16 protein-coding genes are annotated in these 15278 nt (G+C 68.3%); 11 read left to right on the top strand and 5 right to left on the bottom strand.

Going from position 1 to position 15278, the window contains the following annotated elements; genetic code table 11:
* The first annotated feature begins 94 nt into the window (after positions 1–94).
* The 4 genes from lepA to V7D63_RS03715 all read left to right on the top strand — a co-directional run bounded on the left by lepA (position 95) and on the right by V7D63_RS03715 (position 4431).
* Positions 95–1903, top strand: coding sequence for a translation elongation factor 4 (lepA, locus tag V7D63_RS03730; protein ID WP_333590910.1), 1809 nt, complete (start codon positions 95–97; stop codon positions 1901–1903).
* A 2-nt stretch (positions 1904–1905) separates the two neighbouring features.
* Positions 1906–2463: a RipA family octameric membrane protein gene (locus tag V7D63_RS03725; protein ID WP_333590909.1), complete on the top strand. Its 558-nt coding sequence runs from the start codon at positions 1906–1908 to the stop codon at positions 2461–2463.
* A gap of 139 nt (positions 2464–2602) precedes the next feature.
* Positions 2603–3571 (top strand): 4-hydroxybenzoate octaprenyltransferase, encoded by a 969-nt coding sequence (ubiA, locus tag V7D63_RS03720; RefSeq protein WP_333590908.1) that lies wholly within the window; start codon positions 2603–2605, stop codon positions 3569–3571.
* A gap of 23 nt (positions 3572–3594) precedes the next feature.
* Entirely contained in the window at positions 3595–4431 is an 837-nt protein-coding gene (locus V7D63_RS03715; protein WP_333590907.1) for a DUF3298 and DUF4163 domain-containing protein, read from the top strand.
* Positions 4432–4434: 3 nt separating this feature from the next.
* Here the strand turns inward: V7D63_RS03715 and V7D63_RS03710 are convergent, their stop codons facing one another.
* A complete protein-coding gene (locus V7D63_RS03710; protein WP_333590906.1) occupies positions 4435–5082 on the bottom strand; it encodes a class I SAM-dependent methyltransferase in 648 nt (215 codons plus the stop codon).
* Positions 5079–6014, bottom strand: coding sequence for a fatty acid desaturase family protein (locus V7D63_RS03705; protein ID WP_333590905.1), 936 nt, complete (start codon positions 6012–6014; stop codon positions 5079–5081). The genes V7D63_RS03710 and V7D63_RS03705 overlap by 4 nt, the downstream gene beginning before the upstream one ends.
* Before the next feature lie 127 nt (positions 6015–6141).
* On the opposite strand from V7D63_RS03705, the gene V7D63_RS03700 reads away from it, so the two are divergent.
* The 4 genes from V7D63_RS03700 to katG all read left to right on the top strand — a co-directional run bounded on the left by V7D63_RS03700 (position 6142) and on the right by katG (position 10105).
* Positions 6142–6543 (top strand): hypothetical protein, encoded by a 402-nt coding sequence (locus V7D63_RS03700; RefSeq protein ID WP_333590904.1) that lies wholly within the window; start codon positions 6142–6144, stop codon positions 6541–6543.
* Positions 6543–6740, top strand: coding sequence for a helix-turn-helix transcriptional regulator (locus V7D63_RS03695; RefSeq protein WP_333590903.1), 198 nt, complete (start codon positions 6543–6545; stop codon positions 6738–6740). Before V7D63_RS03700 ends, V7D63_RS03695 begins: the two co-directional genes overlap by 1 nt.
* A 34-nt stretch (positions 6741–6774) precedes the next feature.
* The gene (locus tag V7D63_RS03690; RefSeq protein ID WP_333590902.1) at positions 6775–7713 is read left to right on the top strand and encodes an alpha/beta fold hydrolase; all 939 of its coding nucleotides are present in this window, start codon (positions 6775–6777) and stop codon (positions 7711–7713) included.
* Positions 7714–7870: 157 nt separating this feature from the next.
* A complete protein-coding gene (gene katG, locus V7D63_RS03685; protein WP_333590901.1) occupies positions 7871–10105 on the top strand; it encodes a catalase/peroxidase HPI in 2235 nt (744 codons plus the stop codon).
* 52 nt (positions 10106–10157) lie between these two features.
* On the opposite strand, the gene ppk2 is transcribed toward katG, so the two are convergent.
* Complete coding sequence (ppk2, locus tag V7D63_RS03680; RefSeq protein WP_333590900.1) at positions 10158–10904, bottom strand: polyphosphate kinase 2; 747 nt, start codon at positions 10902–10904, stop codon at positions 10158–10160.
* A gap of 121 nt (positions 10905–11025) precedes the next feature.
* On the opposite strand from ppk2, the gene V7D63_RS03675 reads away from it, so the two are divergent.
* From V7D63_RS03675 to V7D63_RS03665, 3 genes are all read left to right on the top strand, one after another.
* A complete protein-coding gene (locus V7D63_RS03675; RefSeq protein WP_333590899.1) occupies positions 11026–12153 on the top strand; it encodes a serine hydrolase domain-containing protein in 1128 nt (375 codons plus the stop codon).
* Between the two features lie 50 nt (positions 12154–12203).
* Positions 12204–12965, top strand: coding sequence for an extensin-like domain-containing protein (locus tag V7D63_RS03670; protein ID WP_333590898.1), 762 nt, complete (start codon positions 12204–12206; stop codon positions 12963–12965).
* A gap of 203 nt (positions 12966–13168) precedes the next feature.
* Complete coding sequence (locus V7D63_RS03665; RefSeq protein WP_333590897.1) at positions 13169–13375, top strand: cold-shock protein; 207 nt, start codon at positions 13169–13171, stop codon at positions 13373–13375.
* Between the two features lie 127 nt (positions 13376–13502).
* Here the strand turns inward: V7D63_RS03665 and V7D63_RS03660 are convergent, their stop codons facing one another.
* Both V7D63_RS03660 and gluQRS read right to left on the bottom strand, forming a co-directional pair.
* Positions 13503–14396: a DMT family transporter gene (locus tag V7D63_RS03660; protein ID WP_333590896.1), complete on the bottom strand. Its 894-nt coding sequence runs from the start codon at positions 14394–14396 to the stop codon at positions 13503–13505.
* Positions 14397–14421: 25 nt separating this feature from the next.
* Positions 14422–15273, bottom strand: coding sequence for a tRNA glutamyl-Q(34) synthetase GluQRS (gene gluQRS / locus V7D63_RS03655; RefSeq protein ID WP_333590895.1), 852 nt, complete (start codon positions 15271–15273; stop codon positions 14422–14424).
* Positions 15274–15278 lie beyond the last annotated feature (5 nt).

The following is a 15278-nucleotide window of genomic DNA, read 5'->3' as shown; positions in this document are numbered from 1 at the left end:
GCGACGTTCGGGTGAGATATTGAAAGGGGCGTGTTCCGCAAGACGCGCGGGCGTCGCATTGGCGATTTTCTTTGCGCCGTGCTAGGCGCGCGCCATGTCCACGCCTCCCATCGAACGCATCCGAAATTTTTCTGTGGTCGCCCACATTGACCACGGCAAGTCGACGCTGTCAGACCGCTTGATTCAGATCACCGGCGGTCTCAGCGCGCGCGAAATGTCGGCTCAAGTCCTTGATAATATGGACATTGAGAAAGAACGAGGCATCACGATCAAGGCGCAGACCGTACGCCTGAACTACAAGGCCAAGGACGGCCAGACCTATGTCCTGAACCTGATGGACACGCCCGGCCACGTCGACTTCGCCTATGAGGTCAGCCGGTCGTTGGCGGCGTGCGAAGGCTCGCTGCTGGTGGTCGACGCCTCACAGGGGGTCGAGGCTCAGACCCTGGCGAACGTCTATCAAGCGATTGATAATAATCATGAAATCGTCCCCGTCCTGAACAAGATCGACCTGCCGGCGGCCGAGCCGGAGCGGGTCAAGGCCCAGATCGAAGAGGTCATCGGCCTGGACGCCTCGGACGCGGTGATGTGCAGCGCCAAGTCCGGCATCGGCATCGAAGACGTGCTGGAGGCCATCGTCACCCGGCTTCCCGCCCCCAAGGGCGACCCGGCCGCGCCGCTGAAGGCCATGCTGGTCGACGCCTGGTACGACCCCTATCTGGGGGTGGTGCTGCTGGTGCGGGTGTTCGACGGCGTGCTGAAGGCCGGTCAGCGGGTGAAATTCATGCAGAACGGCTCGACCCATCTGGTCGACCGGGTCGGCGTCTTCCTGCCCAAGAACACCCCGGTCGAAAGCCTGGGACCGGGCGAGGTCGGCTTCATCACCGCCCAGATCAAGGAGGTCGCCCACGCCGCCGTCGGCGACACCATCACCGAAGAGAAACGCCCCACCGCCGAGCCGCTGAAAGGCTTCAAGGAGGTGCAGTCGGTGGTGTTCTGCGGCCTGTTCCCGGTCGACGCGGCCGATTTCGAGGACCTGCGCGCCGCCATCGCCCGCCTGCGCCTGAACGACGCCAGCTTCACCTATGAGATGGAGTCCAGCGCCGCCCTGGGCTTCGGCTTCCGCTGCGGCTTCCTGGGCCTGCTGCACCTGGAGATCATCCAGGAGCGCCTCAGCCGCGAGTTCAACCTGGACCTGATCGCGACCGCCCCCTCGGTGGTCTATAAGATCGAACTGCGCGACGGCTCCCACATCGACCTGCACAATCCGGCCGACCTGCCCGACGTGATGCAGATCATCGAGATCCGCGAACCCTGGATCAAGGCCACGATCCTGACGCCCGAGGAATATCTCGGCGGGGTCATCAAACTGTGCCAGGACCGCCGCGGCGAGCAAAAGGAGCTGACCTGGGTCGGGACGCGCGCCATGGTCGTTTACGACCTGCCGCTGAACGAGGTGGTGTTCGACTTCTACGACCGGCTGAAGTCGATCTCGAAGGGCTACGCCAGCTTCGACTATGAACTGGCCGACTATCGCCCCGGCGACCTGGTCAAGATGAACATCCTGGTCAACGCCGAGCCGGTGGACGCCCTGTCGATGCTGGTCCACCGCAGCCGCGCCGAGACGCGCGGCCGGGGCATGGTCGAGAAGATGAAGGAGCTGATCCCGCCGCACCTGTTCCAGATCCCGATCCAGGCAGCCATCGGCGGCAAGATCATAGCCCGCGAAACCGTGCGCGCCCTGCGCAAGGACGTGACGTCCAAATGCTACGGCGGCGACGCCACCCGCAAGAAGAAGCTTCTGGAGAAACAGAAGGAAGGCAAGAAGCGGATGAGGCAATTCGGCAAGGTCGAGATCCCGCAGGAAGCCTTCATCGCGGCATTGAAGATGGATGAGGATTGAGGATGTTCGGCTTGGGAGGCGAGAAGCCGTCGAGTGTCGAGCGTGCGCTTGCACTCGCCGTCGATACCCGGAAGTTCGAAATAGAGCGGTTCTGGCAGCGCGCCCTTTTCTTCTGGGGTTTTATCGCCGCAGCCGCCGTCGCCTATTCGTCAGAGGCTTTTAAAGACGACCACTACGCGAAGTTGGTCATCGCCTGCTTTGGCGTCGTTTGCAGCCTCGCCTGGACGCTCGGTAACCGAGGGAGCAAATATTGGCAGGAAGCCTGGGAAAGAAAGGTTGAAAATCTGGAGCAGGACGCGCTTGGCATGCGGCTCTTTTCCCAGATCGAACGCCCTCAGAGTAAGGGCTTTTGGGGCGGTTCTCGTTTCTCGGTCAGCCAGCTTGCCATCGCCCTGAGTGATTTCACACTGATCGTTTGGATCGTGGCTATGTTCAGGTGCGTGAAGATTGACCCCGCTGGAATGATCGATGTGGGCGAGGCCGTTGTTGTTGGGTTCACGGCATTTTATGGCCTGGCTATGTTCCTGGGCGCCAAAGTGAAGGTCGAGGCTGACCAGTAGAATATGGTGCTGGCGGCGCTTGGTCTGACACTCGGCCTATCCAAACAGTCTGTCCTTTCTGCCCTCCCTGAACCTGCCGATCCTGTGCAAGTATTCGGAAAAGGAGACAGCCGCCGCCCTCGCCCGCTAGAAGCGCGTCATGACCTCCGCCCCCCTTCCTGACGCCGGCCGCAACTGGGTGGATCGGCATGCGCCCGAGAGGCTGAAGCCGTGGCTGAAGCTGGGGCGGTTCGATCGGCCGATCGGGATCTGGCTGCTGTTGTTGCCCGGCTGGCAGGGGATCGCCCTGGCGCTGGCGCACTATCGCGTCACGCTGGGGGCGTATGAGGCGTGGCTGTTCGCCGGGTTCGCGATCGGGGCGTGTCTGATGCGGGCGGCGGGATGCGCCTTCAACGACATCGTCGATCGCGACATCGACCGTCAGGTGGCGCGCACGGCCGGGCGGCCGGTGGCGTCGGGCCGGATTTCAGTGAAGGGGGCCTGGGGGTTCGTGGCCGGGTGCAGCCTGGTGGCGTCGGCGATCCTGCTGACGCTGAACCTGACGGCGATCCTGTTGGGGGTCGGGTCGCTGGCGCTGGTGGCGGCCTATCCGTTCATGAAGCGGATCACCTGGTGGCCGCAGGTGTGGCTGGGGCTGACGTTCAACTGGGGCGCGCTGATGGGCTATGCGGCGGCGGGCGGGTTCGCGTCCAGCGCCGTCCTGGCGCCGGTGCTGGGACCGTTCCTGCCGCTGGTCTGGGCGGGGCTGTGGCTGTGGCTGGGCGGGGTGTTCTGGACCCTGGGCTACGATACGATCTACGCCCTGCAAGACATCGAGGACGACGCCATGGTGGGGGTGAAATCCTCGGCGCGGCGGCTGGGCGGACGGGTCAAGGTCGGGGTCGGCGTGTTCTACGCCCTGGCCGTGGCGTTCGCGGCGGTCGCGGGCTGGTCGGCCGATCTGGGGGCGGGGTTCTTCGGCGTGCTGATCGCCTATGCGGCGCACCTGGCCTGGCAGGTGTGGAGCCTGAGGGCGGATGATCCGGCCCTGGCGCTGCGGTTGTTCAAATCGAACCGCGAGGCGGGGCTGATCCTGCTGGCGGCGATCGGCCTGGGGGCGCTAGTCTAGGGGCGAACCCCGGAGCCTGCCCCATGTCCGCCTCGCGTCTCGTCCTGATCGCCTCTGTCGCCGCCCTGGCGCTTTCGGCCTGCAACCGTGATCGGGACAAGGCCGCGCCCGACGCGTCGCCGTCCGCGCCCGGCGCCGCGGCGACCCCGGCCGAGGCGGGCGCGCCCCTGGGCTATGAGAGCGGCACGCCCTACGCCTCGGTCAAGCTGAGCCTGCCGCCGGCGTTGAAGGCCCAGCCGGACCTGCACGCGGCCCTGTACGCGGCGGCCGTGCGCGACCTGCGCCAGTTCGTGGAGGGCGCCCAGGCCGACCGCACCGAGGCGGGGACCGAGCCGGGCATGGCGCCCTATGAGAAGACCATAGAGTTCAAACCCGCCGCCGAGACCGGCAAGCTGCTCAGCCTGGAGCGGGTGGACTACGACTTCACCGGCGGCGCCCATGGCAACAGCCTGTTCGCCGGGGTGCTGTGGGACAAGGCGCTGAAGCGTCAGATCACCACCGCCGACCTGTTCCGCAAGGGCGCCGACAGCCGGGCGCTGGACCAGGCCCTGTGCGCCGCAATCAACGCCGCCAAGAAAGAACGCTCGCCGGACGCCGAGCCGGTGTCGTTGGGCGGGACGCAGTGGTCGTGCCCGCGCGCGCTGACCACGCCGTTCGTGCTGACGCCCGGCACGGTTCCGGGCAAGGCGGGGGGGCTGACCTTCCTGATCGGGCCGTATCAGGTCGGGCCGTACGCCGAGGGTCCCTATGAAATCGTGGTGCCGCAGAGCGTGTTCCGCGCGCTGATCGCCCCGGCCTATGCCGAGGAGTTCGCCGGTGCGCCGATCAAGTCCGGCGACGCGCGGCCGGCCCAGGGCTGACGGTCACAAGGCCCAGACCGACGACCGCTTGACCGCCAGGTCCTCCAGCTCGCGCGTGGTCGGCACCTGGTATTCGGCCAGGAAGGTCAGGCCGTCGCGCGGGAAATAGGTGCGGCCCGGATCGCCGATCAGGACCCGCGCGCCTTGCACCCTGGCCTGGGCCAGCCAGGCCAGGACGCGGTCGGTCATCGGCTTTTCATAACAGACGTCGCCGGCGCAGACGACGTCGGCCGGGGGCGGCGGGGCGTCCAGCAGGTCGCGGTCGGTGAAGGCCAGATCGACGCCGTTGGCGGCGGCGTTCAGCGCGACGGCGGCGGCGCAGAAGGGGTCGATGTCGGCGCACAGCACGCCGGCGGCGCCCGCCTTCATCGCCGCGATCCCGACCAGGCCGGAGCCGCAGGCGAAGTCGACCACCCGCTTGCCCGCGACTTCCTCAGGGTGGTCCAGGATCCAGCGCGCCAGGGCCTGGCCGCCCGCCCAGGCGAAGGCCCAGAACGGCGGCGGCAGACCCATTTCGCCCAGTTCTTCTTCGGTCAGACGCCAGATGGGCGTGATCTCGTCGGCCAGCCAGAGCTGGATTTCCGGCGCGTGCGGCACGGCTTGCAGACGGGTGTTGGCGGCGATGAAGGCCGCCGGATCGGCGATGGTCATCCGCGCGCCGTCGCCGTCTTCAACACCTGGGCGTAGCCGTCCGCCGTCTCCATCCGCGCGCTCTCGGGCCGGGTGCGCAACGCGCGGTGCAGGTCGGGCAGGCGCCAGCAGGGGACGTGCATGAACAGGTGGTGCTCGGCGTGGAAATTGACCCAGTAGGGGGCGATGAAGGCGCGGGCCAGCCAACCGGCCCGCGTGGTGCGCGCGGCGCGGAAGGCGTCGTCGGCCGAACCCTCGACACAGGCGTGTTCGGCGATGTTGCGGATGCGGGTGACCATGGGGAACCAGGTCGCCATCGGCAGCAGCCACAGGACGAAATAGGCCCACCAGACGCCCGCCAGGGCGCAGATCGCCAACAGGCCCAGATTGACCAGCAGGAAGGGGGCGACCGACTGGCCGGTGACCACCGCGCCCTGGGCCAGGTCTTCGTCGCGGGCGTCGCGGAAGGCCTTCAGCGCGAACAGCACCCTTTGCTTGAAGAAGGTCTGGCCGGTCAGGTCGCGGATCAGTTTTCGCCGCAGAGAGGCGCGGGTGACGGGGAAGGGCGCCGACAGGGGCAGGTCCGGGTCCTGGGCCTGCTGGGCGTATTTGTGATGCGCCAGATGATAGGGGCGATAGGCGGCCAGGCTGGCGCCGATGGGGACGGCGCACAGCCAGTGGCCGAGCGCGTCGTTCAGAGACCGGTTCGGCGACAGGCCGCCGTGCGCCGCCTCATGCATCAGGATCGCCAGGCCCAGTTGGCGCGTGCCGATCACCATGACCGACAGGGGAATCAGCCAGGGCCAGATCACGCCGACCACGACTGCTGCGATGATCGCCGCCCAGCAGTGCAGCACCAGCAACGGCCCGATCCAGGCCGAGCGCCGCTGGAACGGCGCCCATTGTTCGGGCGTGAACAGACTGGCGGCGGCGATGCGGGGCGCGGCGGGCATGGGGCGAGGTTACGCCCTTGCGGCGGGTCTCGCAAAAGGACGAACTTGTGTCAGGCTGGCCCAACATTTTGTCAGGTTGACATGACATATTGTTCGTGTCAGGTTGTCCTTACACAAGGAGAACGACATGGAACTCGCTTCCGCCAAGGGCACGAACGCCCACAAGAAATACCTGTTGCGCACCATGGCCTTCATGGGCGGCTATGTGGCGATCAACGCCGCCGCCATAACCGGCGCCTTCGACGACATCGGACGCACGGCGGGCCTGGCCCTGGGGCTGGTGGTGGCTGCGCCGGTGGCCGGTCAGATCTGGGCCACCCTGGCCCTGATGGGTGAGAGCGACGAGTTCATGCGCGCCCTGCTGGCCAAACGGTTCATCGTCGCCTCGGGCCTGGCGATGGCCATCGCCTGCGCCTGGGGCTTCATGGAAAGCTATGGTGATGCGCCGCACGTTCCGGCCTGGATGATCTATCCGCTGTTCTGGGCCTTGTTCGGCATCGTCAGCCCCTTCATTCGGACCAGCCGCTGATGAGGAACCGTCTGAAGGTGCTGCGCGCCGAACACGGCTGGACGCAGCAGGATCTGGGCGACCGACTGGGCGTGTCGCGCCAGGCCGTCAACGCCCTGGAGACTGAGAAACATGATCCCTCGCTGGACCTGGCCTACCGCATCGCCGCGGTGTTCGGCCGCCCGGTGGAAGATATTTTCGACAACCCCCACGCCTGACGCGAAGTCAGGATAACCTTACAAGGACATCATCATGCTGCACATCGCTCGTCACGCGGGGCGCTCGACCCTGCGCGCCCTTCTGGTGGTCTCCGCCGTCGCCCTGGCGGCCGGAAGCGCGGTCTCCATCGCCCGCGCCGAGACATCGACGCAAGCCCAGGCCCAGGCGCCCTTCGTCTCTGACCGGCTGTCGGTCGAGGTGGTCGGGTCGGGACCCGACGTGGTGCTGATTCCCGGCCTGGGATCGTCGCGCGAAGTCTGGCGCGCCGAGGCCGAGCGGCTGAAGGCGACGCACCGTGTGCATCTGGTGCAGTTGGCCGGTTTCGCCGGAGAGCCGTGGAGCCATGGCGACGGCGCCTTCCTGCAGCCGGTGGTGGATGAGCTGGCCCGCTATGTCGCCGAACGGACCACGGGCCGCCCCGCCGTCATCGGCCATTCCATGGGCGCCCTGACCGGACTGTTGCTGGCCCAGCAGCATCCCGAGCGGGTCGATCGTCTGATGAGCGTCGACAGCCTGCCCTTCTTCGGCTCGTTGTTCGGCCCGACGGCGACGGTCGAGACCGTTCGTCCGGCGGCCGAGCAGATGGCCGCCGGCCTGGCCGCGACATCGGACGAGGACTTCCTGGCCGGGCAGCGGCAGACGGCCAATGGCATGTCGCGCAATCCGGCGGAGCGCGAGCGGATCGTGCAGTGGTCGCTGGCCGCCGACCGTCACGCCCTGGGCGCCGCCATGCGCGACGTCATGACCACCGACGCCCGTCCGGGCCTGGCGGCCATGACCACGCCGGTGACCGCCCTTTACGCCTCGGACGCCGACGGCGGCGCCCCGGCGGCCATGGCCGACGCCATGTGGTCGTCGCAATACGCCGCCCTGCCGGGCGTCAAACTGGCCCGCATCGACGACAGCCGCCACTTCATCATGGCCGACCAGCCCGAGGTCTTCGCCCGCGCCGTCGATGAATTCCTGAAATAGGGCGCGGCGCACCGCGTGAACCATGACCGCATGCGGCGGCCGACACAGCCGCTGCATGCATAACCTCAGTTGATCCAAAGCGCAGTTATAATCGATTTTCCCTGTTTCCTGTCCGGGTCTAGCCTCACCTGCAGATGACAATTCAGGAGGATCGACCATGGACGGCAATACAGGCGCTTCCGCCCCGAACAACGCCCCCAAGAAGGACCCCGCCAGCCTGCGGACCCTGTTGGGCCGCACCAACCAGGACTGGTGGCCCAAACAGTTGTCGATGGACATCCTGCATCAGCAGGGCAAGTCGGGCGACCCGATGGGCCAGGACTTCGACTACGCCAAGGCGTTCGAGAGCCTGGACTATGACGGGCTGAAACGCGACCTGACGGCCCTGATGACCGACAGCCAGCCGTGGTGGCCGGCCGACTACGGCCACTATGGACCCTTCTTCATCCGCATGGCCTGGCACAGCGCGGGCACCTACCGCACCGCCGACGGGCGCGGCGGAGCGGGCGCGGGGCAACAGCGGTTCGCGCCCCTGAACTCGTGGCCCGACAACGGCAATCTGGACAAGGCGCGGCGCCTGCTGTGGCCGATCAAGCAGAAATACGGGGCGGCCATCAGTTGGGCCGATCTGCTGATCCTGGCCGGAAACGTCGCCATCGAATCGATGGGCGGGCCGGTGTTCGGCTTCGGCGGCGGCCGCGCCGACGTGTGGGAGCCGGAGAAGGACGTCTATTGGGGCGCCGAGCAACAGTGGGTCGGCGAGCCGGGCAATGAAACCCGCATCCAGCCGGACAAGGGCCTGACGCTGGAGGCGCCGCTGGCGGCGATCCAGATGGGTCTGATCTACGTCAACCCGGAAGGTCCCGGCGGCGTGCCAGAGGCCCTGGCCTCGGCCCGCGACATCCGCGAGACCTTCGCCCGCATGGGCATGAATGACGAAGAGACCGCCGCCCTGACCGCCGGGGGCCACACCTTCGGCAAGGCGCATGGCGCGGGCGATGCGGCCAAGGTCGGCGCCGCGCCCGAGGCCGCCGCCATGGCCCAGCAGGGCCTGGGCTGGATCTCGGCTCACGCCAGCGGGGTGGGCGGAGACGCCATCACCTCGGGCCTGGAGGGCGCCTGGACGCCGACGCCGACGACCTGGGACATGAGCTTCTTCGACATGCTGCTGGACCACGACTACGAACTGGTCCGCAGCCCGGCGGGCGCCAAACAGTGGCAGCCGGTCGGCAATCCGCCCGAGACCCTGGCCCCGGCCGCCCATGCGTCGGGCCAGCGCGTGCCGACGATGATGACGACCGCCGACATGGCGTTCAAGATCGACCCCGCCTACCGCCAGATCATGGAGCGGTTCCGCGCCGATCCGGCCTATTTCGCCGACGCCTTCGCCCGGGCCTGGTTCAAACTGTGCCACCGGGACATGGGTCCCAAGGCCCGCTACCTGGGTCCCGATACGCCCGAAGAGGATCTGATCTGGCAGGACCCGATCCCGGAACGCAGCGGGCCGATGATCGGCGACGCCGAGGTGAAGGCGTTGAAGGCGGCGATCGCGGCCTCGGGCCTGTCGACGGCCGAGATGATTTCGACGGCCTGGGCCTCGGCGTCGACCTATCGCGGGTCGGACCATCGCGGCGGCGCCAACGGCGGGCGACTGAGGCTGGCGCCCCAGAAGGACTGGGCGGTCAATGAACCGGCCAAGCTGGCCAAGGTGCTGAAGGCCTATGAGGACATCCAGACTGCGTCGGGGACCAATGTCTCCATCGCCGATCTGATCGTTCTGGGCGGCTCGGTCGGGATCGAGCAGGCGGCCAAGGCCGCCGGCCACGCCGTCGAGGCTCCCTTCACGCCCGGCCGCACCGACGCCTCTCAGGACCAGACCGATGTCGAGGGCTTCGCCGTGCTGGAGCCTAGGGTCGATGGCTTCCGCAACTATCTGTCGACGCTCTTCAACGTGCCGACCGAGGATCTTTTGGTGGATCGCGCCCAGCTTCTGGGGCTGACGGCGCCGGAGATGACGGTGCTGGTCGGCGGCCTGCGGGTTCTGGGCGCCAACCACGGCGGATCGAGGCACGGCGTCCTGACCGACCGTCCGGGCATGTTGAGCAACGACTTCTTCGTCAACCTGTTGGACATGGGCACGGCGTGGACGGCGGCCGACGGCGCCGATGAAGAGGTGTTCGTGGGCGCCGATCGCGCCACCGGCGCGGCGCGCTGGACGGCCACGCGGGCCGATCTGGTGTTCGGCTCAAACGCTCAACTGCGGGCCTTGTCCGAGGTCTATGCCTCGGCCGACGCGGGCGAAAGGTTCATGAAGGCCTTCGTGGCCGCCTGGGTCAAGGTGATGAACGCCGACCGCTACGACCTGCCGCGGTCGGCGCGCAAGGCCGTCTGAGGTCCCGCTTCCCGACCCTCGTCGCGGGCGCGGCGGGGGTCGGATCAGGCGCTCAGGCCGCCAGACGGCCCTTGGCCTGGTCGGCCGAAAAGACGATGTCGGGATCGGGTTGGGCGGCTTGCAGGCCCGGGCGGTTCAGCCGGTGCAGGATGTGGCGGATGATGTTCAGCCGCGCCTTCTTCTTCTTGTCGGTGGCGACGACCGTCCAGGGGGCCGGGTCGGTGTGGGTTTGCGCCAGCATGCCGTCGCGGGCGGCGGAATAGGCGTCCCAGCGCTTCTGGGCCTCGGCGTCCAGGGGCGAGGTCTTGAAACGTTTCAAGGGGTCGGTGATCCGCGCCGCCAGGCGTTTGGCCTGTTCATCCTTGGAGATGTCGAGCCACAACTTGATCAGGATGACGCCGTCGTCGGTCAGCATCCGCTCAAACCCTGGGGCGTCGTGCAGGAATTGTTCGTGCTGGGCGGGCGTGCAGAAGCCCATGACCGGCTCGACCCCGCCGCGATTATACCAGGAGCGGTTGAAGATCACGACCTCGCCCCTGGCGGGCAGATGGGGAACGTAGCGCTGGAAATACCACTGGCCGGTTTCGCGCTCGGTCGGCTTGGGCAGGGCGACGACGCGGGTCTGACGCGGGGCCATGTATTCGGTGATGCGTTTGATCGCGCCGTCCTTGCCCGCGCTGTCGCGGCCCTCGAACAGGATCAGGATGCGCAGGCCCGTTTCGATGGCCCAGGCCTGGGTTTCGACCAGTTGGATCTGCAGCCGTTCCAGCTCGGTCTCATAGTCGTCGGATTTGCTCATGATCCCATGTTGCCGCCGGGACGCGGGCGGGTCCAGATGCGGCGTGCAAGCTGAACCGCTTGTAAGATGACCGCTCGTCGGCGGCGCGGTAGGGCTGGACCTCATGAAACGGGCGAATTCGATGATCCGGCTGAACCGTCGCGCCCTGGTCGGCGCCGTCGCCGCCGCCGTCGCGACCCCGAGCTGGGCGCGGCGGGCCGATGGACCTGACGCCGCCCTGAATGCCGCCCTGAATGCGGCCCTGGCGACGCCGGGCGCGCCGCCGGCGATGGCGGCCGGGATCGTGACGTCGGGCGGGCTGGAATGGTCGGGCGTGGGCGGAGTGCGGCGGGTTGGCGCCGATGAAGCGGCCACCAGCCAGGACCGCTGGCACATCGGCTCGAACACCAAGGCCATGACGGCGGCGGCCTATGCGCGCCTGGTCGAACGCGGCCTGGCCGACTGGGCGACGCCGCTGTCGGACATCTTCACGGGGGTGACGATCGATCCGGCCTTCGCCGCGGCCACGCCGGACGACCTGGCGCGGCATGTCGCGGGGCTGAGCGATCAGACGGCCTTGGTTCTGCCGATGGCGGCGCGGGCCGACACGCGGCCGGTGGTCGTCCAGCGCGCGGCCCAGGCTGCGATGGCCCTGGGCCGGCCGCCGGGCGGAACGCCGGGGCGGTTCGCCTATGGCAACGTCAACTATGTGCTGTTGGGCGCCGCCATCGAGCGGATCACCGGGCGGCCGTGGGAAGCGGTCATCGTCGACGAGGTCTTCAGGCCTCTGGGCCTGTCCGGTGCCGGGCTGGGCGCACCGGTGCACGACGCCTCGGGCCTGGGCAACGTCTGGGGCCATCAGGGACCGCCCGAGGCGCGGGTCGCGGTCGATCCGACGACGCCGTGGGCGGACAATCCGCCGATTCTGGGTCCGGCCGGGACGGCGCACATGACGCTGTACGACTATGCCCGCTGGCTGCAGGTCATGATCGGCGGCGAGCAGGCCTGGCTGTCGGCCGAAGGGGTGCGCGGCCTGATCACGCCGCGCGAGGGACAGCCCTATGCGCGCGGCTGGATCACGCGGCCCGAGACCTGGGCGGGCGGAACGACGACCATCGCCCATGAGGGGTCCAACACCCTGTGGCACGCGATCGCCGTGGCCGCGCCGGACAAGGGTCTGGGTTTCTTCGTGCTGTCCAACGGCGGGCTTGAGGGCCGGTCGGCGGCGGTTCCGCTGATCCGTCAACTGATCGTCGCCCGCACGGCCTGACCGCCGCCGCGCCTTGCCGAACCGCGTCAGACCGTTAAGGCTGACCGTCGATGGATCGCGATTTCGCCGATTTCTGGAATCTGATGTGGGAGTTGGGGCTGGGCCTGTGCGCGGCCTTCGCCCTGTTGAACCTGTTCGCGCCGCATCAGGACCTGCCGTGGAAGCCGCTGGACCTGAACCGGCCGGTGGGCGCGGCCACGGCGGCCAAGGTGGCCGACTTTGAACTGGCCCGCAGCGCCGCGGCCGAAGAGGTGGCGGCGACGACCGACGCCTGCATCCAGGTGCTGCGCGAGGCGGGCGTGCAGGTGGAGCGCGCGCCGGATCGCGACGACGGCGGTTTCTGCGTGGTGCGTGGCGCGGTTCGCATCACCGGCGGGGCGGTGACGCCGCTCAGCCCCGGCGGGCTGACCATGCAGTGCCCGCTGGCGGTGCGCTACGTCATCTGGGACCGGCAGGTGCTGCAACCGGCGGCCGAGGCGACGTTCGGATCGCGCGTGTCGCGGGTGGAGAATTACGGAACCTATTCCTGCCGCCGCATCAACGGTTCGACCGAGGTCAGCGACCGGCCCAGCGAACATGCGCGGGCCAATGCGCTGGACGTCTCGGCCCTGCGGCTGGAGGACGGGCGCACGATCAGCATCGCGGGCGATTGGGACGGACGGGGCGAGACCGGGACCGACGGGGCGCGGTTCCTGAAGCGCGTTCGCGACGGCGCCTGCCGCGTCTTCTCCACCGTGCTGACGCCGGACTACAACGCCGCCCACCAGGATCATCTGCATCTGGACGGTTCGCCGCGCGGCCTGTGCGCCTGACGCCGGTAACCATGTTCGCCTGAAGAGCGAACGCTTTGCTGTTGACCGTCCACAAATCACAGGCGAGAACTTCGCCGCAGTCCGGATACGACGCGGCCCAACGGCCGCGTTTCGCTCTTTCTACCGAACGAGCTTGTCCAGTTGGGCTGACGGGCGATCCCGAGGGACGCCCGCCTGGAAAGCGCGTTTACGGAGACGCAGACATGGCGACCGGCACGGTTAAGTGGTTCAACCCCACCAAGGGCTTTGGTTTCATCCAGCCCGAAGGCGGCGGCTCGGATGTGTTCGTACACATCACCGCCGTTCAGAAGGCGGGTCTCACGGGTCTCGATGAGAACGCCAAGGTCGAGTACGAGCTGGAGACCCAGCGCGGCAAGACGGCGGCGGTGGACCTGAAGCTGATCGGCTAAGCGGCCCTTCAGGCTTTGAGAATTGAAAGGCCCGGGAGCGATCCCGGGCTTTTCTTTTTTGTTGGCCCTAATGCTCGCCGCGCGGCGGTTTACGGCTTGAGGGCGCGGCTATGCGCGAGTCGGTGCGTCAGGTCATGGCGGGCTGTGGTGCGGGTGCCTGTCGTGACCGTTGGGCCAGCACGACGGCGGCCAGGACCAGGGCGCCGCCGGCGGCTTGAATGGGGGTCAGGGTCTCGCCGAAGACCCACCAGCCCAACAGGGCGGCGACGATCGGCTGGATCAGGATGGTCACAGCCGTGACCGAGGCGGGCAGACGGCCCAACGCCCAGGCCACGCCGCCCTGGCCGAACACGTGCATGACGCCCAGACCGACGCAGGCGGCCCAGCCGGCGGCGGTGGCGGGGATCATGTCCTCGCCCAGGATCAGGGCCAGTCCGCCCAGCAGGGGCGCGCCGACCAGGGTGGCCCAGAAGGTGACGCGCATCGCTCCCGCTGAAGTGCGGGCGCGCTGGACCGCCAGGAAATAGCCCGAGTACCAGACCGCCACGGACAGGCTGAACAGATCGCCGAGCAGGGGGTTGGAGCCTTGTCGGCCGTTCGCGCCAGCGGCCATGGCGAAAGCGCCCAGCAGCGCCAGGACCAGAGCGGCCACGAACAGGCGGCCCGGCCGCTCCTTCAGCACCAGCCAGGCGAACAGGGTGACGACGACGGGGGTCAGGTTGCACAGCACCGTGGCGTTGGCCACCGAGGTCATGACGATCCCATAGTGCCAGAAGCCCAGATCCAGGGCGAAGAACAGACCCGCCAGCAGCATCCATTTCGACGGTCGGCCCACGCCGGCTTTCGTCCCCTCGGCGGTTGGCCGCGCGGCCAGGACGAACAGCAACGGCAGGGCCAGGACGAAACGCCAGAAACCGGCGGCGGCCGGGCCGGTCTCGGTCAGGCGCACCAGGATCGGCGCCAGCCCCAGAACGCAGGCGGCGACCAGCAGAACGGCGAGGGCGCGTGCGCGTGAGGACATGAAGCGGCTGTATCCCGCGCTGTCTTCAGGGGGAAGGGAAACCCAGTTGGGCCTTCACCTGCGCCGCCGTCACGCCGCGTTCGCGCAGGTCGGTCAGGGTCGCGGCCTGATCGCGCTTGGCCAGGCGGCGGCCGTCGGGACCCAGGATCAGGCGGTGGTGGCGATAGATCGGCGTCGGCAGGTCCAGCAGGGCCTGAAGCACGCGCTGGACCGAGGTGACCGGGGCCAGGTCGACGCCGCGCACGATGTGGCTCATGCCCTGGGCCGCGTCGTCGACCACCGAGGCGACGACATAGCCGGCGCCGATGTCCTTGCGCCCCACCACCATGTCGCCAAGCGTTTGCGGCGCGGCGCGACGAAGGCCCGGCTCCAGCCCTTCTTCGGTCCAGGTCAGGCGGTCGAAGCCGCCCAGACGATCCTCGGCCGCGCCCAGCGACAGGCGCCAGGCGAAGGCCTCGCCGCGCGCGAGGCGTTCGGCCTCTTCGTCCGGCGAGGCGGGACCGCCGCGAAAGGCCTGGGCGTCGGCCGGATCGTCGCCGTGCGGCGCCGCGCCGGCCAAGGCCATCAGCTCCTTCCTGGTGCGGAAGCAGCGATAGAGGACGCCCTGGCCGCGCAAGGTCTCCAGGGCGGCGTCATAGGCGGGGCGATGCTCGGACTGACGCCGCACGGGCGTCTCCCAGTCCAGGCCCAGCCAGGCCAGGTCCTCGTGAATTCCAGCCTCGTACTCGGGACGACAGCGGGTGAAGTCGGTGTCCTCGATGCGCAGGACGAAGCGGCCGTCCGCCGCCTTGGCCGCAGACCAGGCGGTCAGGGCCGAAAAGGCGTGGCCCAGGTGCAGACGGCCGGTCGGCGACGGGGCGAAACGGGTGGCGAACACTCAGG

It is taken from the genome of Brevundimonas sp. (assembly GCF_036732845.1).
Classification (GTDB): domain Bacteria; phylum Pseudomonadota; class Alphaproteobacteria; order Caulobacterales; family Caulobacteraceae; genus Brevundimonas.
The sequence above is the reverse complement of the archived record's forward strand: the minus strand, read 5'-3'. Positions and strand labels throughout refer to the sequence as shown.

Coding starts and splice junctions, on each gene's coding strand:
- lepA (WP_333590910.1), top strand. CDS start 95: ATGTCCACGCCTCCCATCGAACGCATCCGAAATTTTTCTGTGGTCGCC.
- V7D63_RS03675 (WP_333590899.1), top strand. CDS start 11,026: ATGATCCGGCTGAACCGTCGCGCCCTGGTCGGCGCCGTCGCCGCCGCC.
- V7D63_RS03725 (WP_333590909.1), top strand. CDS start 1,906: ATGTTCGGCTTGGGAGGCGAGAAGCCGTCGAGTGTCGAGCGTGCGCTT.
- V7D63_RS03690 (WP_333590902.1), top strand. CDS start 6,775: ATGCTGCACATCGCTCGTCACGCGGGGCGCTCGACCCTGCGCGCCCTT.
- V7D63_RS03665 (WP_333590897.1), top strand. CDS start 13,169: ATGGCGACCGGCACGGTTAAGTGGTTCAACCCCACCAAGGGCTTTGGT.
- ppk2 (WP_333590900.1), bottom strand. CDS start 10,904: ATGAGCAAATCCGACGACTATGAGACCGAGCTGGAACGGCTGCAGATC.
- katG (WP_333590901.1), top strand. CDS start 7,871: ATGGACGGCAATACAGGCGCTTCCGCCCCGAACAACGCCCCCAAGAAG.
- V7D63_RS03660 (WP_333590896.1), bottom strand. CDS start 14,396: ATGTCCTCACGCGCACGCGCCCTCGCCGTTCTGCTGGTCGCCGCCTGC.
- V7D63_RS03710 (WP_333590906.1), bottom strand. CDS start 5,082: ATGACCATCGCCGATCCGGCGGCCTTCATCGCCGCCAACACCCGTCTG.
- V7D63_RS03700 (WP_333590904.1), top strand. CDS start 6,142: ATGGAACTCGCTTCCGCCAAGGGCACGAACGCCCACAAGAAATACCTG.
- V7D63_RS03695 (WP_333590903.1), top strand. CDS start 6,543: ATGAGGAACCGTCTGAAGGTGCTGCGCGCCGAACACGGCTGGACGCAG.
- V7D63_RS03670 (WP_333590898.1), top strand. CDS start 12,204: ATGGATCGCGATTTCGCCGATTTCTGGAATCTGATGTGGGAGTTGGGG.
- V7D63_RS03715 (WP_333590907.1), top strand. CDS start 3,595: ATGTCCGCCTCGCGTCTCGTCCTGATCGCCTCTGTCGCCGCCCTGGCG.
- ubiA (WP_333590908.1), top strand. CDS start 2,603: ATGACCTCCGCCCCCCTTCCTGACGCCGGCCGCAACTGGGTGGATCGG.
- V7D63_RS03705 (WP_333590905.1), bottom strand. CDS start 6,014: ATGCCCGCCGCGCCCCGCATCGCCGCCGCCAGTCTGTTCACGCCCGAA.